Annotated in this window: 22 protein-coding genes and 2 tRNA genes; 15 read left to right on the top strand and 9 right to left on the bottom strand. The window is 65.9% G+C overall.

Features of this window, described 5'->3' with window-relative positions; genetic code table 11:
* Positions 1 to 86: 86 nt before the first annotated feature.
* The 4 genes from V6U71_RS06730 (at position 87) to V6U71_RS06745 (ending at position 4,536) form a co-directional block, all read left to right on the top strand.
* On the top strand, positions 87 to 821 hold the full coding sequence (locus tag V6U71_RS06730; RefSeq protein WP_411341522.1) for a hypothetical protein: 735 nt from the start codon (positions 87 to 89) through the stop codon (positions 819 to 821).
* Positions 822 to 884: 63 nt separating this feature from the next.
* Positions 885 to 3,536, top strand: a complete 2,652-nt coding sequence (alaS, locus tag V6U71_RS06735) for an alanine--tRNA ligase (RefSeq protein WP_411341523.1) — start codon at positions 885 to 887, stop codon at positions 3,534 to 3,536.
* On the top strand, positions 3,533 to 4,024 hold the full coding sequence (locus V6U71_RS06740; RefSeq protein ID WP_411341524.1) for an SRPBCC family protein: 492 nt from the start codon (positions 3,533 to 3,535) through the stop codon (positions 4,022 to 4,024). Before alaS ends, V6U71_RS06740 begins: the two co-directional genes overlap by 4 nt.
* Positions 4,021 to 4,536 carry a hypothetical protein gene (locus V6U71_RS06745; RefSeq protein ID WP_411341525.1) on the top strand — a complete coding sequence of 172 codons (516 nt, stop codon included), beginning with the start codon at positions 4,021 to 4,023 and terminating at the stop codon, positions 4,534 to 4,536. Before V6U71_RS06740 ends, V6U71_RS06745 begins: the two co-directional genes overlap by 4 nt.
* On the opposite strand, the gene V6U71_RS06750 is transcribed toward V6U71_RS06745, so the two are convergent.
* Positions 4,499 to 4,912, bottom strand: a complete 414-nt coding sequence (locus V6U71_RS06750; RefSeq protein WP_411341526.1) for a holin family protein — start codon at positions 4,910 to 4,912, stop codon at positions 4,499 to 4,501. The genes V6U71_RS06745 and V6U71_RS06750 overlap by 38 nt on opposite strands.
* Positions 4,913 to 4,969: 57 nt before the next feature.
* A complete protein-coding gene (locus tag V6U71_RS06755; RefSeq protein ID WP_411341527.1) occupies positions 4,970 to 5,545 on the bottom strand; it encodes a glycoside hydrolase family 108 protein in 576 nt (191 codons plus the stop codon).
* 73 nt (positions 5,546 to 5,618) lie between these two features.
* On the opposite strand from V6U71_RS06755, the gene V6U71_RS06760 reads away from it, so the two are divergent.
* Entirely contained in the window at positions 5,619 to 6,596 is a 978-nt protein-coding gene (locus V6U71_RS06760) for an NADPH:quinone oxidoreductase family protein (RefSeq protein WP_411341528.1), read from the top strand.
* Positions 6,597 to 6,694: 98 nt separating this feature from the next.
* Positions 6,695 to 7,024, top strand: coding sequence for an EF-hand domain-containing protein (locus tag V6U71_RS06765; RefSeq protein ID WP_411341529.1), 330 nt, complete (start codon positions 6,695 to 6,697; stop codon positions 7,022 to 7,024).
* Between the two features lie 38 nt (positions 7,025 to 7,062).
* On the opposite strand, the gene V6U71_RS06770 is transcribed toward V6U71_RS06765, so the two are convergent.
* Complete coding sequence (locus V6U71_RS06770; RefSeq protein WP_411341530.1) at positions 7,063 to 7,770, bottom strand: hypothetical protein; 708 nt, start codon at positions 7,768 to 7,770, stop codon at positions 7,063 to 7,065.
* A 200-nt stretch (positions 7,771 to 7,970) separates the two neighbouring features.
* Positions 7,971 to 8,047 (bottom strand) — tRNA-Pro (locus V6U71_RS06775).
* A 263-nt stretch (positions 8,048 to 8,310) separates the two neighbouring features.
* On the opposite strand from V6U71_RS06775, the gene yajC reads away from it, so the two are divergent.
* From yajC to secF, 3 genes are read left to right on the top strand one after another with little or no spacing between them, the layout of a single operon-like run.
* Positions 8,311 to 8,640 carry a preprotein translocase subunit YajC gene (gene yajC, locus V6U71_RS06780; RefSeq protein ID WP_054588291.1) on the top strand — a complete coding sequence of 110 codons (330 nt, stop codon included), beginning with the start codon at positions 8,311 to 8,313 and terminating at the stop codon, positions 8,638 to 8,640.
* A 50-nt stretch (positions 8,641 to 8,690) separates the two neighbouring features.
* Positions 8,691 to 10,304, top strand: coding sequence for a protein translocase subunit SecD (secD, locus tag V6U71_RS06785; RefSeq protein WP_411341531.1), 1,614 nt, complete (start codon positions 8,691 to 8,693; stop codon positions 10,302 to 10,304).
* A gap of 13 nt (positions 10,305 to 10,317) precedes the next feature.
* The gene (secF, locus tag V6U71_RS06790) at positions 10,318 to 11,298 is read left to right on the top strand and encodes a protein translocase subunit SecF (RefSeq protein ID WP_054728379.1); all 981 of its coding nucleotides are present in this window, start codon (positions 10,318 to 10,320) and stop codon (positions 11,296 to 11,298) included.
* Here secF and V6U71_RS06795 read toward each other — a convergent pair.
* Positions 11,295 to 12,461 carry a glycosyltransferase gene (locus V6U71_RS06795; RefSeq protein WP_411341532.1) on the bottom strand — a complete coding sequence of 389 codons (1,167 nt, stop codon included), beginning with the start codon at positions 12,459 to 12,461 and terminating at the stop codon, positions 11,295 to 11,297. The two genes, secF and V6U71_RS06795, sit on opposite strands and share 4 nt — an antisense overlap.
* 34 nt (positions 12,462 to 12,495) lie before the next feature.
* A complete protein-coding gene (locus tag V6U71_RS06800) occupies positions 12,496 to 13,056 on the bottom strand; it encodes a helix-turn-helix domain-containing protein (RefSeq protein ID WP_054588287.1) in 561 nt (186 codons plus the stop codon).
* 88 nt (positions 13,057 to 13,144) lie between these two features.
* On the opposite strand from V6U71_RS06800, the gene V6U71_RS06805 reads away from it, so the two are divergent.
* A complete protein-coding gene (locus tag V6U71_RS06805) occupies positions 13,145 to 13,627 on the top strand; it encodes a DUF6456 domain-containing protein (RefSeq protein WP_411341533.1) in 483 nt (160 codons plus the stop codon).
* 3 nt (positions 13,628 to 13,630) lie between these two features.
* Here the strand turns inward: V6U71_RS06805 and V6U71_RS06810 are convergent, their stop codons facing one another.
* Together V6U71_RS06810 and V6U71_RS06815 are read right to left on the bottom strand one after the other, a co-directional pair.
* On the bottom strand, positions 13,631 to 14,128 hold the full coding sequence (locus tag V6U71_RS06810) for a DUF2569 family protein (protein ID WP_411341534.1): 498 nt from the start codon (positions 14,126 to 14,128) through the stop codon (positions 13,631 to 13,633).
* 54 nt (positions 14,129 to 14,182) lie between these two features.
* Positions 14,183 to 15,958, bottom strand: a complete 1,776-nt coding sequence (locus tag V6U71_RS06815; protein WP_411341535.1) for an ABC-F family ATP-binding cassette domain-containing protein — start codon at positions 15,956 to 15,958, stop codon at positions 14,183 to 14,185.
* A 134-nt stretch (positions 15,959 to 16,092) separates the two neighbouring features.
* On the opposite strand from V6U71_RS06815, the gene V6U71_RS06820 reads away from it, so the two are divergent.
* Positions 16,093 to 16,839 (top strand): SIMPL domain-containing protein, encoded by a 747-nt coding sequence (locus tag V6U71_RS06820; RefSeq protein ID WP_411341536.1) that lies wholly within the window; start codon positions 16,093 to 16,095, stop codon positions 16,837 to 16,839.
* Positions 16,840 to 16,952: 113 nt separating this feature from the next.
* On the opposite strand, the gene V6U71_RS06825 is transcribed toward V6U71_RS06820, so the two are convergent.
* On the bottom strand, positions 16,953 to 17,633 hold the full coding sequence (locus tag V6U71_RS06825; RefSeq protein WP_411341537.1) for a prolyl hydroxylase family protein: 681 nt from the start codon (positions 17,631 to 17,633) through the stop codon (positions 16,953 to 16,955).
* Between the two features lie 114 nt (positions 17,634 to 17,747).
* On the opposite strand from V6U71_RS06825, the gene V6U71_RS06830 reads away from it, so the two are divergent.
* The 4 genes from V6U71_RS06830 to ccmC all read left to right on the top strand — a co-directional run bounded on the left by V6U71_RS06830 (position 17,748) and on the right by ccmC (position 20,429).
* Positions 17,748 to 17,824, top strand: a tRNA-His gene (locus tag V6U71_RS06830).
* Between the two features lie 96 nt (positions 17,825 to 17,920).
* Entirely contained in the window at positions 17,921 to 18,973 is a 1,053-nt protein-coding gene (locus tag V6U71_RS06835) for a Glu/Leu/Phe/Val family dehydrogenase (protein WP_411341538.1), read from the top strand.
* A 50-nt stretch (positions 18,974 to 19,023) separates the two neighbouring features.
* Positions 19,024 to 19,377 carry a YbaN family protein gene (locus V6U71_RS06840; RefSeq protein ID WP_411341539.1) on the top strand — a complete coding sequence of 118 codons (354 nt, stop codon included), beginning with the start codon at positions 19,024 to 19,026 and terminating at the stop codon, positions 19,375 to 19,377.
* A 317-nt stretch (positions 19,378 to 19,694) separates the two neighbouring features.
* Complete coding sequence (gene ccmC, locus V6U71_RS06845; RefSeq protein WP_411341540.1) at positions 19,695 to 20,429, top strand: heme ABC transporter permease CcmC; 735 nt, start codon at positions 19,695 to 19,697, stop codon at positions 20,427 to 20,429.

The following is a 20,429-nucleotide window of genomic DNA, read 5'->3' on the forward strand; positions in this document are numbered from 1 at the left end:
GAAATAAATTGGGTTGCGGGCGCGGGGGCGTTCGCGGGATAGGCACGGGACCGGCGCCTGCGCCGGACGGTGGGGGACTTATGACGATGATCGCACTCACGTTGCTCGCAGCGGCCGCGGCCGGCCAGCCCGAGATCAAGCTCGAGCCGGTCCCCGGCAAGGGTTTTTCGGCAACGGTGGCGATGATCGACGCCGATCAGTACGATCCGACGATCAAGCGTATCACGGCGTTGGCGAGCGAGCGCTGCGGCAAGCTGAAGGTACGGTTCGGGCGCTATTATTTCGACAACCAGATCGATGTCGACCGCGGCGTCACGGTGATCAAGGATTTTCGCCAGAGCTTTTCCTGCTACGATCCCGCGACCGATCCCTACAAGCCCGTGCCTGCCGACTGGAAGGCGAACGAGGCCGAAATCGGGGCGGCGACCAGGGTCGCGGCGGATTTCGTCTCCTATCTGGACAGCGGCAATGGCGCCGCGCTCGCGAAGCTCATGGACCCCGCGCTCGAAGCGACGACGGCGGAAATGAAGCGCTTCAGCGACGAAGCCAAGATGCATCAGACGGGCAAGGGCGAGTTTACCGTCCGGCTCGACGGCTGGCTCAACAACCCCGAAGATGCGGCCTATCCCGGCGCTTACGCCTATTTCGCGGTCATCAGCAGCCATCCCGGAATCGCCGGAACCTGCGGCGGCTTGCTGCTTTATCGGGTCAGCAGCGGTGTCTATACGATCTCGCAATATGATGTTCGCTACGTCTCGCAGGCGTTGATCGACGAGGCAGGTTATAGCGATGAAGAGCTCAACCGGCTTTGCCAGCGCTGACGAAAGGGACGCGCGGCGCGTATCCTGCTTGAGAAACGCGCCGCGCCGCACTAGATCGCGCGAATGACATCGACCAACGACATTCGCCGCTCTTTCCTCGACTATTTCGCGGGGGCGGGACATCATATCGAACCGTCGGCGCCGCTGGTGCCGTACAACGACCCGACGCTGATGTTCGTCAACGCGGGCATGGTGCCGTTCAAGAATGTCTTCACCGGCCTCGAAACCCGGCCGTACAAGACGGCGGTGTCGGCGCAGAAATGCGTGCGCGCGGGCGGCAAGCACAATGACCTCGACAATGTCGGTTATACGGCGCGCCACCATACCTTCTTTGAAATGCTGGGGAATTTTTCCTTCGGCGACTATTTCAAGGAGCAGGCGATCGAGCATGCCTGGACGCTGATTACCAAGACCTGGGGGCTCAAGCCGGAAAAGCTGACCGCGACCGTCTATCACACCGACGACGAGGCATATGATCTGTGGAAGCGGATCGCGGGCTTGCCCGAGGATCGCATCATCCGCATCCCGACCAGCGACAATTTCTGGTCGATGGGCGACACGGGGCCGTGCGGTCCCTGCAGCGAAATCTTCTATGATCATGGCGACCATATCTGGGGCGGCCCGCCGGGGTCGCCGGAGGAAGACGGCGACCGCTTTGTCGAGATCTGGAACCTCGTGTTCATGCAATATGAGCAGTTGCCGGGCGGCGAGCGCGTCGACCTGCCGCGGCCGAGCATCGACACCGGCATGGGACTGGAGCGTGTTGCCGCGGTGCTGCAGGGTGTCCACGACAATTATGACACCGATACCTTCAAGGCGCTGATCGCGGCGTCGGTCGACCTGACCGGCGTGCCGGCCGAGGGCGCCACGCAGGCCAGCCACCGCGTCATCGCCGATCACCTTCGCGCATCGAGCTTCCTCGTCGCCGACGGCGTGCTGCCGTCGAACGAAGGTCGCGGTTATGTGCTGCGCCGGATCATGCGCCGCGCGATGCGTCATGCGCATCTGCTCGGCGCGAAGGATCCGCTGATGCACCGGCTGCTGCCGTCGCTGACTGCCGAGATGGGCGCCGCCTATCCCGAGCTCATTCGCGCCCAGCCGCTGATCGCCGAGACGCTGGAGCGCGAGGAGACGAAGTTCCGCCAGACGCTCGACAAGGGGCTGCGTCTGCTCGACGAGGCGACGGTCGGCATGGGCAAGGGCGACACGCTGTCCGGCGAAGTCGCGTTCAAGCTCTACGACACCTATGGCTTTCCTTACGACCTGACCGAGGATGCGCTGCGCGCCAACGACATCGCGGTCGACCGTGCGGGCTTCGATGCCGCGATGGCGCAGCAGAAGGCGGCGGCGCGCGCGGCGTGGAAGGGCAGCGGCGAAAAGGCGTCGGACGAAATCTGGTTCGACCTTGCCGAGACGAACGGCAGCACCGAATTCACCGGCTATGGCTCAACCGTCGGCGAGGCGACGGTGATCGGGCTGGTCAAGGACGGCAAGCCGGTCGACGAAGCGAAGGCGGGCGAAGAGGTCGTCGTGCTGACCAACCAGACGCCTTTTTATGGCGAAAGCGGCGGCCAGATGGGCGACGCGGGCAGGATTGCCACGCTGGAGGGCGCAAAGGCTTCGGTCAGCGACACAGGCAAGCCGCTCGGCCGCCTGCACACGCATCAGGCAAAGCTGGAGGTCGGGACGCTGAAGGTCGGCGATACGGTGCAGCTCACCGTCGATGCCGGGCGCCGCGACCGCATCCGTGCCAACCACAGCGCGACGCACCTGTTGCACGCGGCCCTGCGGGGCCGGCTCGGCGGACATGTGACGCAGAAGGGCAGCCTTGTCGCCGAGGACCGCTTCCGCTTCGACTTCTCGCATCCCAAGGCACTGACCGCCGAAGAGATTGCCTTGGTCGAAGCCGATGTGAACGCGCAGATCCGCGGCAACGAAGCCGTGTCGACGCGGCTGATGACCCCCGACGATGCGATCGCGGCGGGTGCGATGGCGCTGTTCGGCGAGAAATATGGCGACGAGGTCCGCGTGCTCAGCATGGGCAAGGCCGACGATCACAGCTATTCGGTCGAACTTTGCGGCGGCACGCACGTCCGTGCGCTCGGCGATATTGCCCTGTTCAAGATCATCAGCGAAAGCGCGGTCTCTTCGGGGGTGCGGCGCATCGAAGCGCTGACCGGCGAAGCGGCGCGCGCCTGGCTAAACGGCCGCGACGAAGCGCTGAAGGCGGCGGCGGCGGCACTCAAGACCTCGCCCGACGAGGTTCCGGCGCGTGTCGCGGCGCTGGCCGAGCAACTCAAGAAGGCCGAGCGCGAGCTCGCCGATGCGAAGAAGGCACTGGCGCTTGGCGGCTCCGGCGGTGCTGGCGCGGCTGCCGGTCCGGCCGTCGAACAGGTTGGCGACACTGCCTTCCTCGCGCAGGTCGTCGACGGGCTCGATCCCAAGGAATTGCGCGGCGCGGTCGATGGGCTGAAGAAACAGGTCGGCAGCGGCGTCGCGATGCTCGTTGCGGTGAACGACGGGCGCGCTTCGGTTGCGGTCGGCGTCACCGAAGACACCACCGGCAAGCATAGCGCGGTCGATCTCGTGAAGGCCGCGGTCGCGGCGCTGGGCGGGCAGGGCGGCGGCGGCCGACCCGACATGGCGCAGGGCGGCGGACCCGACGGCGGCGCGGCCGATGCAGCGGTTGCTGCGGTCAAAGCGGCGCTGGCTTGAAACAGAGCAAGAAGACACGGCGCACCGATCATGCCGAACGGCTGATCAATGCGCCGCTGGTCGATGTCTTTGCGGCCTTCACCAGCGCCGAAAAGCTCGCGCGCTGGCTGCCGCCCGAGGGCGCTACCGGCGAATTCGAGCATTGCGACCTCAGCGAGGGCGGCGGCTTCCGGCTGCGCTTGACCTTCGACGATCCGGATGTCGAGACCAAGAGCGACGATGACAGCGATGTGGTTGCGGTCCATATCCCGGTACTCGACGATGGGCGGCTGATCGTCTGGGAGGTCGAGTTCGAGTCGGACGATCCGCGCTTTTCGGGGACGATGGCGATGCACTGGTATCTGTCGCGGAAAAGCGGCGGCACGCTGGTGACGATCGATGCGCATCATGTGCCGCCCGGAATTTCGGCGAAGGATCATGTCGAGGGCCTCAATTCGTCGCTCGCGAACCTCGCAGCGGTGGTCGAGGGTGGGGAGCGCGGCACTTGAGGGCGGTCGCGTCCGTGTTGCTCGGAATCGCCCTGTTGTCCGTGGCCGGTTGTAGCGAGGAAAGCGACCCGGCGGAGACCGGTCAGGGCGGCTGGCACATCCCGGCCGGGACCTATGGCAATGTCGAGGCCGGGCAGGGCGGCACCGATGTTCGCGGGTTCGAATTGACCCTCGATCGGGGCAGCAAGAGCGAAACGGTCGACTTCGTCGAGTGCGACGACCGCTGCGTCGATGTCGAGAGCCGGTCGCTGCGGCGCGGGTTGAACGGCATTTCCTTTACAGTCTATCGCAAGGGCCGGATGCTCGACGTGCTGGTGAATCCGGCGGGGAAGGATGCGGTAGAGCTGAGCCTCGACCAAGGGCAGGGGTTGGAAAGCCATCGCCTGCCGCGGATCGAACGCGAGGTCGCGCTGGCGATCGCGCGGGGCAAGGCGGACAGCGCGGCCGCGCCATCCGCCGATGCGCTCCTGGAGCCTAGATCTCCGCCCCCTTTGCCTTCCCCCACGCCCTAGCGGCGGTGTAGCCCAGATAACCGGTGCCGAAGAGCGCGTAGAGCGGTTCGGGAATGCCCGCGAGATAGGCGTTCATGCCGTCGGCGATGCCTTTTGCCATCTCGGGCCGCGCGGCGGCGATCAGGCCCATCGGGATCGCCCAGAGCAAGAGCGCGTACATCACATAGAGGAAGCTCGGCCGCGCGCGGCTGGTCCACGGGTCGGCGCTGCCGGCTTCGGCGACGATCGCGGTCATCCGGGTGCGGATCGCCTCCATCTCCTGGCTGCCTTCCATCTTCAGTAGTTCGAGCTTGGCGCGGTCGCGCGCGTCGGGGTCGGGAATGATCTTGTCGATCAGCTTGGCGATGGGGCCGATCAGGCCTTCGATGATGCTCATATGCGCGTTCCTTTTCATTCGTAACTTATCGAACTTGTTACCTCGGCATGTTTGAAATCAGTGGCTTGCGTCACCGATCCGGTTGGCGAGCCAGCCGTAGAGAAAGGCTTCCTGGCTCGGGCGGCGTTCGGCGAGCGCGATGTAGCGTTCGCCCTGCAGCGCCTCCATCGCGCGGAGGAGCACGGTCTCGCCGCCTTTGCCGCGCGCCTTCAGGAAGCCGTCGAGCGCCGCCAGGGTGCGCGGGCCGATGTCGCGATCGACCGCGATGTCGGGATAGTCGTGCGCGGCGCGGTTGAGTGCGTTGAGCGCGCGCTGGAGAAAGCCGGCCGCCGTGCCGGTGCCCATGTTGACCCCGGTGTCGAACAGTTCGGCGGCGATCTTCGGCGCGCGCAGCGCGACCCGGTCGAAGCCGGGGCGCAGCCAATAGAGGCGGCGATAGATCGATGCCGCTTCGGCGCGGGGAAGGTCGCGCATCGCCCCGTCATAACCCTGCGCGCGCGCGACCGCTTCGGTAATCCCCCAGCAGGTCGGGCCGCCGCGATCGGCGGGGTGGTTTACATATCGGCCTTCGCGGTCGATGACGGCATCGATCAGCGTGTCGACGTCGGAGGTCGAAGGATCGGGTTTCGGCATGATTCGCTCCTGTGGTTCGTACAAAGAAAGCAAGCGAACCATATTGGAATATTGTAGGAAAGGATTTTTGCCGATGCGGGCGCTTCAGGTGCGCGAATTGCTCCCCGATCATGCCGGCGCTGCGCTGGTCGACTTGCCGGTGCCCGAGCCAGGCCCGGGCGAAGTGCGGGTGCGGGTGCGCGCAGCGGCGGTGAATTTCCCCGACCTGCTGATGACCCGCGGCGCCTATCAGCTCAAACCCGACCTGCCCTTCGTCTCGGGGCTGGAATTTGCCGGCGAGGTCGATGCGATCGGTCCGGGCGTGACGGGATGGCGCGGCGGCGATGCGGTGGTCGGCGGCAACCGGTTCGGCGCGATGGCCGAATATTGCGTCGTTCCGGCGGGCGCGTTGCGCCGCAAGCCCGAGGCGCTGGGCTGGGAGGCGGCCGCCGCCTATCCGGCCGCCTATCTCACCGCCTGGGTCGCATTGGTCCGCTGTGCGCGGGTCGAGCCGGGCGAATGGGTGCTGGTCCATGGTGCGGCGGGCGGGGTCGGGCTCGCAACGGTCGATCTGGCGCGGACGCTGGGGGCGCGGGTGATCGCCGCGGCGAGCAGCGCCGGGAAGCGCGCCGCGCTGGCCGAGCTATACGCCCCCGAAGCCGTAATCGACGCGGCGCCGGGTTTTCGCGAAACGGTCAAGGACCTGACCGGCGGACGCGGCGCCGATGTGATCTTCGATCCGGTCGGCGGCGACGTCTTCGACGAATCGACGCGCTGCATCGCATTCGGCGGACGGTTGCTGGTGGTCGGCTTTACCTCGGGGCGCATCCCCGAAGTGTCGGTGAACATGCCGCTGATCAAGGGATTCTCGGTCGTCGGGGTGCGCGCGGGCGAATATGGGCGCCGCTTTCCCGAACGCGGCGCGGAGAATGTCGCGGCGATCGATGCGCTGGCGGCGGCGGGGAAAATCCGGCCGCACGTGCACGCCGCGCTCGACCTCGCCGATTGGCGCGAGGGCTTCGCGCTGCTCGAACGGCGCGAGGTGGTGGGCAAGGTCGTGCTGAAACCGTGACGAACCGAGCGGCGCCGCATGGCCTTGCGGCGCGCGAACTGGCATGTCGGCGGCGGGGCATCCCGGCAGCCTTGCCGATCATGACCAGAGGATTTTGCATGAAGAAATTGACGATGATCGCCGCTTCGCTCGGCCTGGCTTTTCCGGCCGCGGCCGGCGCCCAACCGGCGGACGATAACGGCCGCATCTTCGCGGCGATCGACACCAACGGCGACGGCAAGCTCGACAAGGTCGAAGTCACCAAGATGGCCGAAGCGCGCGCCAAGGAGCAGGGCGATCCGTCGCTGGCGGCACCCGAAAAGATCGATAGCTTCATCAAGCATATCGATGCCAATGGCGACGGCGCGATCGACCGGGGCGAGATCGAGACGGTCCGCAAGGCGCGCGCGCCAGCGCCGCCGTCGGAGGAGCTGCAGGACGCGAAGTGAACGGGGCAGGGCGGCGCCAGCTATGGGCGCCGCCTGTCCTATCCGCGCGGCTTTGAGCCGGGCTGGTCCGCGAGTTCGTTCAATATCGTCACCAGCTCGTCGTGCGCCGCCGAACCGGGCGCGCTCATTTCCGCGACCGAATGGGCCGCGGTCAGCCGGTTGAGCCGCGCCAGCAACCGGACCCGCCGGCGTCGCGTCAGCTTGGTGGCGGTCGTGTTCCAGCGGAAGAATATCCGGCGCAGCTCGCCGTGCCCGAACAGATTGTCGAGTTCGTGGATCGTCACATACAGCAGGAACAGCAGCATCAGCCAGACCTGGATGAACAGGAAACGGCCCCAGCTGAAATGGTCGACGAGATAGGGAAGGAAGCCGCCGACGGTGCCGTGCTCGATCACATAGTGGATCAGCGCTTCGGCGAGGCGGACCACGAAGACACAAAGCCAGTAGATCGCGCTTTTGAACAGGATCGGCTGGATCAGCGGCGCGCCGTCGAAGCGCGCCATGAAACGGAGGCTGTCGGTTACCAGCACCGCCTTGCCGACAAGCAGAGCCGCGACGGTCGCGGTCGCAAACCCCTTTACGTCGATGCCATGCTCGGCCAGCGCCAGCCGTGTCGTCCACAGGATGAGGTTGAAGCCGACAAAGAAGAACAGCGTCGGCGGCGCCATATGCCGCACGAGTTTCAGCCAGCCGAAGAAGATGCGTCCGATCAGCGATCGCCGCGCGGTGGCGGATGCCGAATTCACAGTTTGGCTCCGGGGCTGGGCATCCGCCTCCTGGAAAGGAAATATCCCATCGCATAGCCCCTGCTGTGTTCCCGTGACTGAACGGGACTGTCCCAAATCGGCCGGACGAGCTTGCCATCGCAAAGGGGCAGCGCGCAAGCGTTTCGCGCTTCTCAAGCTTGTCGTTTCAGGTAACCACCGCCCGTGCCGCGGTAGAGAATTGGTCGGGACGAGAGGATTCGAACCTCCGACCCCCACACCCCCAGTGTGATGCGCTACCAGGCTGCGCTACGTCCCGACCGGCCCTGTTGGGCAGGCGAGGCCCCTAGCGCGGCTTCGCGGGCGATGCAAGGCTCTCCTGAGAAAGTCGACGGGCGGCGGCGATACTTCCTCCGAGGCTTGACCTTCGCCTTGCGATCCCCATTTGCAGGACGCTTGCCGTTGGGGGAGGGCGCAGCGACGGTTGCGTGCACGCCCCCTGCGTGATAGGCGCCCCGCCATATTCTTGCGTGGCCGTTCCGTCCGGAACGCCCGTCGCATCGAACGGAAAGTCTTTCATCCATGTCGACGCAATTGCTTCTGACCCAGGCGGCCGGATCGGGCGGCGGGGCCGCCGGTTTGCTTATGTTGGTGCCCTATCTGCTGATCTTTGTCGTGTTCTGGTTCTTCCTGATTCGCCCGCAGCAACAGCGCGCGAAGGAACATCGCGCCAAGGTCGCGGCGGTCAAGCCGCGCGATCAGGTCGTGACCGGCGGCGGTATCGTCGGCAAGGTGACACGCGTCGACGATGATTTCGCCGATGTCGAAATCGCGCAGGGCGTGAAGATCAAGGTCGTGAAATCGACCCTCGCCGACGTTCTCCAGCCCGGCGGCAAGCCGGCCAACGACTGACGCGGCGCGGCCCGCTGCGGCGGGCCGGCCCAGGCCATCGGATCTACCCTATGCTAGATTTCCCGCGCTGGAAGACCATCGGCATCAGCATCATCCTGCTGCTCGGTATCCTGTTTTCGATTCCCAGCTTCGTGCCGGAAAAGACCTTCAACAACCTGCCGTCGATCGCGCAGACGAAGGTCAATCTGGGCCTCGACCTTGCCGGCGGCAGCCACCTGTTGCTCGAAGCCGACATCGCCGACCTGCGCAAGACGCAGCTTGCGAATATGGAAAAGACGGTGCGCGCGGCGATGCGCGGCGAGCGTGGTCCCGACGACGATATCGGAATCGGCGAACTGCGCGTCGCGAGCAATCAGATCAGTTTCCTCGTCCGCGACCAGACGCAGCTCGACGAAGCGCGCGACCGGCTGTTCAACGAGACGCAAGGTGCGGGACTGACGGGCCAGCGCGACTGGAACATCAACATCGTCGACGTGACGCGGATCGTGCTTACCCCGACAAGCGCCGGGCAGACGCAGGCGATCGCGCACGCGATGGACACGGCGCGCGACATCATCGACCGCCGCGTCAACGCGCTCGGCACGCGCGAGCCGACGATCATCCGCCAGGGCAACGACCGCATCGTCGTCCAGGTGCCGGGCCTGCAGGACCCCGCGGCGCTGAAGGAACTGATCGGCAAGACTGCGCGCCTCGAATTCCGCATGGTCGACGCCAACGCCGACCCGAACGAGGCCGCCGCCGGCCGCGTGCCGGTGGGCAGCGAAATCGTCCCCTATGCCGAAGGGGAAGGCAATGGCGCGGCCTTCGAGGTGCTTCGCCGTCAGGTGATGATCAGCGGCGAACAGCTGATCGACGCCAAGCAAAGCTATGATCCGCAGTCGAACCAGCCGGTCGTGTCGATCCGCTTCGATTCGGGCGGTTCGAACACCTTCGCGAAGGTCACCGCGCAGAGCGTCGGCAAAAGGTTCGCGATGGTGCTCGACGGCAAGGTGCTGTCGGCCCCATCGATCAACGAACCGATCCTCGGCGGCAGCGCCCAGATTTCGGGCAGCTTCAGCGTTGCGAGCGCGAACGCGCTGGCGATCTCGCTGCGCTCGGGCGCGCTTCCGGTGAAGATGGCGGTGGTCGAGGAACGGACCGTTACCCCCGAGCTCGGCGCCGACTCGATCCGCAAGGGCGCGATCGCGGGGATCATCGCTACGGTTTCGGTGCTGACGCTGATGCTCGTCGTCTATGGCCGCTTCGGCGTCTATGCGTGCATCGGTCTGGTCTTTAACGTCTTCCTGATCATCGCGATCATGGCGGCGTTCAACGCGACGCTGACATTGCCGGGTATCGCAGGCTTCGTGCTGACGATCGGCGCCGCGGTCGACGCGAACGTGCTGATCAACGAACGAATACGCGAAGAACTCGCGCGCGGGCGCAAGGTGTTTCAGGCGGTTGAGCTCGGCTATTCCGAGGCGAGCCGCGCGATTTTCGACGCCAACGTCACCAACGTCATCGCGGCGTCGCTGATGTTCTGGTTCGGGTCGGGCCCGATCAAGGGCTTCGCCGTCGTGCTGACCATCGGCATCGTCACCAGCGTCTTCACCGCCGTCACCGTCACGCGGATGTTCGTCGCCCATTGGCTGCGGACCAAGCGTCCGACGTCGATCAATATTTGAGGAAGGCGATATCATGCGCTTGCTGAAACTCGTCCCCGACAACACCAACATCGACTTTCTGCGCTGGCGAAAGCTCGCCTCGTTCATGAGCTTTTTCCTCGTCGCGGTGTCGATCGCACTCGTCGCGGTGAAGGGCCTGAACTTCGGCGTCGATTTCGTCGGCGGCCAGTCGGTCCGCGTCGAATTCACCCAGGAAATGCCGCCGATCGACGAAATTCGCGAGAAGGTCGGACATATCGGCCTCGGCGAAGCGACGATCCAGCAATTCGGGTCGGACAAGGCGGTATCGATCCGCACCGCGCTGCCCGAAGGCGACAAGACGGTCGCCGAACGCGCGGGGCAGCAACTCGTCGCCGGCATCCAGAAAGCCTTCCCGACCGCCAAGACAGGGTCGGTCGAAACCGTGTCGGGCAAGGTGTCCGAGGAACTGATCCGGACCGGCGCGCTCAGCCTCGGGCTCGCGATCATCGGCATTTCGATCTATATCTGGATCCGCTTCGAATGGCAGTTCGGCGTCGGCGCGCTCGGCCGCCTCTTCCACGAAGTGTCGTTGACCTTCGGGCTCTTCGCGGTGACGCAGATGCAGTTCGACCTCAACAGCGTCGCGGCGCTGCTGACCATCGTCGGCTATTCGCTCAACGATACCATCGTGGTGTATGACCGGATTCGCGAGAATCTGAAAAAATATCGCAAGATGGAAATCATTCCGCTGCTCAACCTCAGCATCAACGAGACGCTGTCGCGCACGGTAATGACCACCGTCGCGATGGTGCTCGCGCTCGGCATGCTGCTGATTTTCGGCCCCGACGTGATCTTCGGCTTCACCGCCGCGATGCTGTTCGGTGTCTTCATCGGCGGCTATTCGTCGGTGCTGATGTCGACCCCGGTGCTCGTGTGGCTGAAGGTCGGTCCGGGCAGCTTCGTGCCGCGCACCAGCGCCGGGATCGAAGGCGGCGAACGCATCGAACGCAAGGACGACGGCGCGGTCGTCTAACGGGCGGCGAGCTGGCGGAGATGCTCCGCCAGTTCGCGGCCGTTGCGGTCCCAGTCGAAACGTCCACCCAGGCTCGCCGCGACATCGGCCGGTGCTGGTGGCGTGGCAAGGATGCTCCGTACGGCGTTGGCAATCGCCGGCGGGGTGCGCTCGACAATGCGTCCCGCGACCGGAGACGTGACAAGTTCGGCGGCGCCGCCGGCGTCGCTGATCACGATCGGCGTGCCGCAGGCGAGTGCCTCGACCCACGCATTGGCAAGGCCTTCGCTGACCGAGGGCATGACCACGGCATCGGCGGCACGGTAAAGCTGCGGCAGCTCGGCATTGGCGATCGGTCCCATGAAATGGACCCGCTGCGCGACGCCGAGACGCGCGGCCAGCGCCCGGTAGCTTGCTTCTTCTTCGCCCGCGCCCGCGAGCCAGTAATGAACGTCGGGCAGCGTTGGCAGCGCCTCGATCACCAGCGCCTGCCCCTTGCGCGGGATCAGCGCGCCGACGGTCAGGATCGCGGGTTCGGAACCGATGCCGAGTGCGGCGCGCGCGGCGGTGCGGTCGCCGGGGTGGAAGCGCGCGGTATCGATGCCGGTGTAATGGACCGCGATCTTCGCCCGATCGATGCCGATCGTCGCCATGTCGCGTCGCATCGCGTCCGACACTGCGAGCAGGCCCGCTGCGCCATCCGCGGCAGCGAGCAGTTGCGGTGCGGTGGCGGGATCGTGGCCGAAATGGCTGATGTCGGCGCCGCGCGCCTTGATCGAGAAGGGGATACCGAGGGCGTCGGCAACGCGCATGGCGGCGGGGCCGTCGGGATAGAAAAATTGCGCATCGACGACGTCGAAACGGTTCGCCCGCGCGATCGGCATCACGGCGCGCGCGATCGCAGCGGGATTGAAGCGGGCACCGATGCGCGGAAGGAGGCGGAAGCGCGGGCGGTGGACGGTGAGGCCGTGCCAATCCTCGCGGCGCGGCAAAGTACGCAGCGACCGGTAGCGGGGATCGAGCGACAGCGGGAAGGGCGGCAGGCCGACCGGGGCGACGACCGTCAAATCGATCCCGGGCTGCGCTGCTAGCGCACGCAGGCTCTTCTCGACGAACAGCCCGAAATTGGGGCGCGCGGCGTCGGGGAAGAGCGTCGCGATGGACAGGACGCGTAAGGGTGTCATGCCAAGCCTGCGACCCGTTCGTCAGGACGCGGTCTCACAGCGTGCGGATCAGCCGCACCGCGACCGCCGCCCACGGCGGGTTGCTTACCACCTGTTGCCGCTGGCCGGTGCCGAGCGGCAGCAGATGCAGCTTTTCACCATCGACGTTGAGCAGCCGCGCGAAGAAGAAGCGGCCGGCGGGGCGGGGCACGAGCAGGTCGCGGTTGAGGGCATGGGCCCAGTCGCCCTCGATCCGCCGGCACCAGATTTCATCCCCCGAACGATAGTCGCCGATCGACGAGGTGACCCGGACGGCGACCATATCCTCCCCCGGCCGCGCGGTCAGCGCCTGCTCGACCCGCGTCGGCGCTTGCGCGCCCTCGGTGCCGAGCAGCGCGGTGATCGTGAGCTGGGTGTCCTGCGGCAGTTGCACGAGTTCGGCGGCCTCGACGCCGAGCGCCTTGGCAATACGGTTCATCCAGCCGAGCGACAGGGTGCGCGTTCCGGTTTCGAGGCGGCCGATCGTCTGCGCGGTCGTCGGCGGGTCGCAGCGCGCGCCCACTTCCTCCAATGTGAGGCCCTTGGCCCGGCGGACGGCGCGGATGCTGTTGATCATGGCGAAATCCCATATAACCAAATCGGTTTCTTCTTTCCTACAAAATATCCCAATGTCAAGCCCGGCGTGCAAGCCAAGGGAGAATCGCATGACGACGCGCCGCCTCGAAACCCGCCTCCATCCCGACGACCGGATCGACCCGGGAAAGGCGGGACCGCAGGTAATGCGTCACGTGGCGGTGAACGTCGCCGAAAGCCCGATCGCCTGGCTGGCGTCGCGCGGGCATCTGACCGATGCGCAACTGCGCGCGGGCGACCGGCTACGCACCGATTATGAGCGCGCGGGACTGGCGGCGCGGGTCACGATGCGCTGGGACGCCGCGCCGCCGGGCAAGAGCCGCGGCGGCGCGCGCGCGGCGGATGCCTCGCTGGCGCGGATCGATGCCCACCGGCGCTTTCATGCGGCGCTCGATACGGCGGGGCCGGGGCTGGCCGATATTTGTTGGCGGGTAATCTGCGCCGGCGAGGGGATCGGGTGCGCCGAAAAGGGGCTGGGCTGGCCGGCGCGGTCGGGCAAGCTGGTGCTGGGATTGGCGCTCGACCGGCTGGCGCGGTTTTACGGGACGGGGTGAGCCCTAACCGAATATCTGCTGCGCTTCGGTTTCGTCGTCGACGTAGGTGTTCGCCACGCGCCGCGATTTGGTGAGGTAGAGCGACCAGACGGTAGCAAATATCAGCGACTGAAAAATGCCCTTGATATATTCGGGGTCGAGCTGGGTGATGTTTTCGGGCCACAAGGCGCTGGCGACGATAAAGTCGAGCGCGAGCGCGCCCATGGAAACCGCCCACAAACCCCTGATGACGAGGCGCACGGTGGATCGATTCTGAACCCAGACGAGACGATAGGCGAGGTAAAGCGTCGCCATGGCCGTCGCGGCGGTGAGGCTCCAGGCGAAGACTTCATAAATCGTCCACTTTGTTCCGAGCTGCGCCTCGATATCTGGCGCAATCTGGAGCGCTACGCCGGTCTGGATGATGCTGCGCAATGGCGAAATGACCGACAGGATGATCACGAGCAGCCGCAGCCACCCGGCGACGCCTTTGAGCTCTGGTGTTGCCGAATAATCCGCCATGTCCTTCCCCCTCTGCTTCTTGTGGAGGGAGAGGCGAAGTTTCACAACTCCCGCCTATCCCAGCGCTTCGACCTCTTCGGCGAGCGCCAGCCAGCGATCTTCGGCCGCCGCCTTTTCGTCGCGCAGTGCGTCGAGCTTCGCGGTGAGCGCGGTGAAGCGCGCATTGTCGCGTGTGAAGAGAGTGCCGTCGGAAAGTTCGGCTTCGATCGCCGCCATTTCCTTCTCGATCGCCTCGATCCGGTCAGGGAGCAGGTCGTAGTCGCGCTGGTCCTTGTAGCTGAGTTTCTTGCGGGCGGTTGGCGGGGGCGGCGGTGCGGCGGTCGCGGCCTTGGTTTTGGCGCTATTGGGTTTCACCCGCTTCGCCTCCCAGTCGGCATAGCCGCCGGCAACGATATCGACCTTGCCCGACCCGTCGAGGCCGAGCGTCACCGTTACCGTCCGGTCGAGGAAATCGCGGTCGTGGCTGACGAGCAGCACCGTGCCGGCATAGTCGGCGATGACTTCCTGCAACAGGTCCAGCGTTTCGAGGTCGAGGTCGTTGGTCGGCTCGTCGAGCACGAGCAGGTTCGATTCGCGGGCGAATTCGCGCGCGAGGAGGAGGCGTGAGCGCTCGCCGCCCGACAATGCGCCGACGCTCGCTTCGACGACGCCGGGGTCGAAGAGGAATTCCTTGAGATAGCCCTGGATATGCTTCTTGACGCCGCGCACCTCGACCCAGTCGCCGCCGTCGGCAAGGATGTCGCGTACGCGCTTTTCGGGCGAGAGCAGGCTGCGCTGCTGGTCGATGACGATGCCGTCGAGGGTCGGGGCGAGGGTGATGCTGCCGCTGTCGGGCGCGATCTCGCCGGTCAGCAGCTTGAGCAGGGTCGATTTGCCCGCGCCGTTGGCGCCGACGATGCCGATGCGGTCGCCGCGCTGGACGCGAAAGTCGAAATTCCGGATGATCGGCCGGTCGCCGAAGCTCTTCGAGATATTTTCGGCGACGATCACCGATTTCGAACGCACATCGTCGTTGGCAAGGCCAAGCTTGGCGACGCCGGGGCCGCCGATCATCGCCGCCCGCGTCGCGCGCATTTCCTTCAGCTTCTCGAGCCGCCCCTGATTTCGCTTGCGGCGCGCGGTGACCCCGCGTTCGAGCCAGTGCGCCTCGAGCCGCAGTTTCGAATCGAGCTTCTGCGCCGCGCGCGCTTCCTCGGCGGCCACCGCATCGCTCCATTCCTCGAAGCCGCCGAAGCCGATTTCCTTGCGGCGGATGCTGCCGCGGTCGAGCCACAGGGTCTGGCGCGTGAGCCGGGTCAGGAAGGTGCGGTCGTGGCTGATCGCGACGAAGGCGCCGGTGTAGCGCGCGAGCCAGCTTTCGAGCCAGTCGATCGCCGCGAGGTCGAGGTGGTTGGTCGGCTCGTCGAGCAGCAGCACGTCTGGGTTCTGTGCCAGTGCCCGGGCCAGCGCCGCGCGGCGCCGCTCGCCGCCCGAGGCGCTGGCGGCGGTGCGGCCCATGTCGATGCCGAGCTGGTCGGCGATCGCCGCGACCTCATGTTCGGGCGGAGCGTTCATGCCCGCAACGGCGAAATCCATCAGCGTTGCAAACGGCCGGAAATCGGGCTCCTGTTCGAGCATCACGACATGCGTGCCGGGCACGATCGTGCGCTTGCCCTTGTCGGCGTCGATCTGTCCGGCGAGCAATTTGAGCAAAGTCGTCTTGCCCGCGCCGTTGCGGCCGATGAGCGCCAGCCGATCGCGTTCGCCGACATAGATGTCGAGATCCTGGAACAGCCAGCCGCTGCCTTGCACCAGGCCGAGGCCTTCATAAGAGAGAATGGGAGCTGCCATGATGAACGGCGCGCTACCGATACGTTCAGCATCATGCAAGCGCGCCGCGTACAAAGGCCGGAACGGGTCCACTCCGTCTGCGTTACGGGGTGACGATCGGACATGGCCGGAACCCCGGTTCACAGGAGAATGAAATGACGAAGCAAATGTTCGCCGTTATGGCATCCGGACTGGCGCTGATGGCGGCAACGCCCGCGCTCGCACAGCAAGGAGGTTCGACGGTGACCGCAGCGACGACGCAGGGACCGATCCTGAGCTTTTCGGTCAGCGAGGAGGTGCGCTCGCGCCCTGATCAGGCGACTGTCGGCGCCGGGGTGACGACGACCGCGCCGACCGCGGTCGAGGCGATGCGCCAGAATGCCGCCGCGATGGACAAGCTGATCGCCGCCGCCAAGGCGCGCGGGATCAAGGCGGAGGATATCCAGACGAGCGGCATCAACCTGTCGCCGCAATATGACTATAACAACCGCACCGACGGCCAGCCGCCGCGCTTCCTCGGCTATCAGGTGTCGAACAGCGTGCGCGCGACGACGCCGAAGATCGAGGATCTCGGCCCGCTGCTCGACGCGCTGGTCGCGGCGGGCGGCACCAATGTCGACGGGCCGTGGTTCGGCATGAAGGATCCCGATGCGCAGCTCGTCGGCGCGCGCGGCACCGCGATCAAGGCGGCCGAGGCGAAGGCGCAGGATTATGCGCGTCTTGCCGGTTTCCGCAGCGTCGAGCTGGTTTCGATCAGCGAAGGCAGCTTTGGCGGCCCGCAGCCGCCGATGCCGATGGTGCGCATGGCGATGGATGCCGGTTCGGCGAAGGCGACGCCGGTCGAGCCGGGGCAGGTTGGCAACACGCTGACGCTGAACTTCCAGTACCGGCTGGTGCGGTAATCAGCCTATCGTTCCGTTCGTGTCGAGCGAAGTCGAGACACCTATCGGTGTAGCCTTGTCCTTCGGGGCATCTCGACTTCGCTCGATGCGAGCGGGTTTTATACAAGCTGGTCTTACCCCAATTCCCCCGCCGCCCACGGCCACGGCCGTTCGCGGAACCATTTGGTGATGATATATTTGCGCCCCTTGCGCACCTTCATCCCGTGGTGGAGCGTATCGGGGTTCGCTGTGCCGTCGGTGCGGACATTGTTCCACGCGAGCAGCTTGCCCGTTTCGGGCTGATGCATCTTGCCGGTGGCGAGGAAACGCGTCGCGCCGCCCGCTGCGGGCTCATTCAGATAGATCATCAGCGTCCAGCTCCGTTGGCCGGGAATCGCACAATAGGTTTCCCAATCGCTGCCGTGCGGGTCGAAATAATCGGTATGCGCCTTGAACTCCTGCCCAACATCATAGCGCTGCCCCTGCATCGGTTCGCCATATGGAAGCGGGATGCCGGTCAGCTCGTGGAGGCGGTTGTTGACCTCGATAACCAGCGGGTCGCGATGGTCGAGGTCGCACGTCGTACTCGTCCGAAAGGCGTCGTCGCCGTTCGGATCGGCGATGGTCGAGGGGCGGACGTCGCGGTCGATCTGCGCAATCAGCGCGGCGCAGGGCTCGGCATCGAGAAAGCGCGCGAGCATGAATTGCTCCAGCTTTGGCGTGGGCGCGCGGCGGATGCCGGGCACGACGGAAAGCCGCTCCGCAGTCCCGTCGGCGCCCGAGGTCCTCATGTCGACATGTTCGTTGCCAGCCATGGCGCGCGTTTTAGCAGGGAAGCGCGTGCGAACAATGCTTGACGAGCGGGGGGATGCGCGCCTATTCGCCGCGCGCTGTCGAGGCTGCTTCGTGCGGCTCTCTTCGCTTATGTGGCGACCATAGCTCAGTTGGTTAGAGCGCCGGTTTGTGGTACCGGAGGTCGCGGGTTCGAGCCCCGTTGGTCGCCCCATTTTTCCTATCTTCAGGCATAGCGGCTTTTGGGGTGACTTGTCGCTCCTGTTTCATTATTACGTCTCCACGTAATTTTTTAACGTGAGGATGAAATATGTCCGCTGTCTGGGATTTCGCCGATTTCGACGATCATGAGCATGTTCACATGTTCCGCGACCGTGACAGCGGGCTTACGGCGGTCATCGCGGTTCATTCGACGCACCTCGGCCCCGGCGCCGGCGGCGTGCGCTACTGGCATTATCCGCAGCGCGCCGCGGCAATCACCGACGCGCTGCGCCTGTCGCGCGGCATGAGCTACAAAAATGCGATGGCGGGCCTGCCGATGGGCGGCGGCAAGGGCGTCATCCTCGCCGATCAGAATGGCGCGAAAACCCCCGAATTACTCGCGGCGTTCGGCCGCGCCGTCGAATCGCTCGGCGGCGCCTATGTCACTGCCGAAGATGTCGGGATCACCGATGCCGACATGGTCCAGATTGCGAAGCATACCAAACATGTCAGCGGGCTTCCCGTGGCGAGCGGCGCCGATGCGGGCGGCGATCCGGGGCCCTTCACCGCGCTCGGTGTGTACCTCGGCATCAAGGCGGCGATTCGCGAAGGGCTGAACACCGACAGCGCCAAGGATGTGCATGTCGCGATCCAGGGTGTCGGCAGCGTCGGCGGCGGCGTCGCGCGGCGATTGGCAGCCGAAGGCGCGAAGCTGACCCTTGCCGACGTCAATCTGACGCGCGCCAAGGCGCTGGCCGATGAACTGGGGGCCGATCTGGCCGATTCGGCGGCGATCATGGAGATCGAGGCCGATGTGTTGAGCCCCAACGCGCTCGGCGCGATCCTGACCGAAGCGAGCATCGAGAAGCTGCGCGTGCCGGTCGTGGCGGGCGGCGCGAACAACCAGCTCGCGACCGCCGCCGACGGACAGCGCATCCACGACCGCGGCATCGTCTACGCCCCCGATTATGTGATCAACGCGGGCGGCATCATCAACGTCGCGCTCGAATATCTGGGGCAGGGGAGCCGCGAAGAGGTCGAAAGCCGGATCGCGCAAATCCCCGGCCGGCTGGCCGAGATATGGGCCGAGAGCAAGGCGAGCGGGACGCCGGCTTCGGTGGTCGCCGACCGCATGGCACAGGGGCTGATCGGACGGGGATAAGCGACGCGGGGGCTTGGCGTGCCGGGACGGCGCGCCTAAGTCCCTTCGCGATGAAGCGGCATTTCTATTTCGTCGCGGGCTGGCTGTCGCTCGCTCTGGGAGCGATCGGCGCCGTCCTGCCGCTGCTCCCGACGGTGCCTTTCGTGATCCTCGCGGCCTTCTGCTTCGCGCGCTCGTCGCCGCGGCTCGAGGCGTGGCTGGTCGACCATCCGACCTTCGGCCCGCATATCGTTGCGTGGCGCGAAAAGGGCGCGATCAGCCGCAAGGGCAAGATCGCGGCGACGCTCGCCTTCGCCTTCAGCATCGTCCTTGCCGTGATCTTCGCGCCCTGGCCGTGGATGATGGCGCCGGTCGTCGCGGCGGCGGTGACCGGAAGCTGGATCTGGACGCGCCCGGAGGGGTAGATTTTGGCGACTTCGGGGTGGGGAGCGGGCGTTCGCCTCTTTGTGTACCCCGGCGAAGGCCGGGGTCCAGGGCGCAAGTATGCGGCGCTGGCTCTCCAACGCTCTGGACCCCGGCCTTCGCCGGGGTACAGGTCACTTAGGTCCGCTAACGGCCGAAGGCGGACTCAATCCGCCATTCGTCGTTCGCGACCGGACTTGGGCCGCAGGGCAACGCCAACCCTTGACGCTCCGCCAGACGCAAGCGACAAGAGCGGCGCCGGGTCGCGCCGGGCAAATTGCTGGACCGTCAAGCCCGGCTCCCCTAAGGACGCGAACCGATGCACGCTTATGCGAATCCGACCCGTTTTCTGGCGATTGCCCGGCCGCTCACACCGTGGCTGCTGGGCGTCGGCCTGTTGCTGCTGCTCGGCGGCGCGTGGGCCGGGCTGACGCTGGTCCCCGGCGATTACAAGCAGGGTGAAACCGCTCGAATCCTGTACGTCCATGTTCCGTCGGCGTGGCTCGGCATGGGCGGCTGGACGTCGCTGGCAATCGCCGGGCTGGTCCAGCTTGTCTGGCGGCATCCGCTCGCCGGGATTGCGGCGCGGGCGATTGCGGTGCCGGGAATGCTGTTCACCGCGCTCTGCCTTGTGACCGGGTCGATCTGGGGCAAGCCGACATGGGGCACCTGGTGGGAATGGGACGGGCGGATGACTTCGATGCTCGTCCTGCTGTTCCTCTATGCGGGCTTCATCGCGCTCACCAGCGGCGACGACGGGCAGAAACAGGGCGGCACGCTGTCGCGCGGCGCCGCCATCTATGCGCTCGTCGGCGCGATCAACATCCCGATCATCAACCGCAGCGTCGTGTGGTGGAACAGCCTGCATCAGGGGCCGAGCATCACGCTTCGCGGATCGAGCATCGACGGGGCGCTGCTCTGGCCTTTGGGCTTGACCGTGCTGGGTTTTTCGCTGTTATTCGGGGCCATCGTGCTGATGCGGATGCGGCGGATCATCGCCGACAACCGCGTCGCCGCACGGCTGCGGCGGCTGGCCGACGACGAGGGGATTTAG

This window comes from Sphingopyxis sp. J-6, from assembly GCF_046603995.1.
Taxonomy (GTDB): domain Bacteria; phylum Pseudomonadota; class Alphaproteobacteria; order Sphingomonadales; family Sphingomonadaceae; genus Sphingopyxis.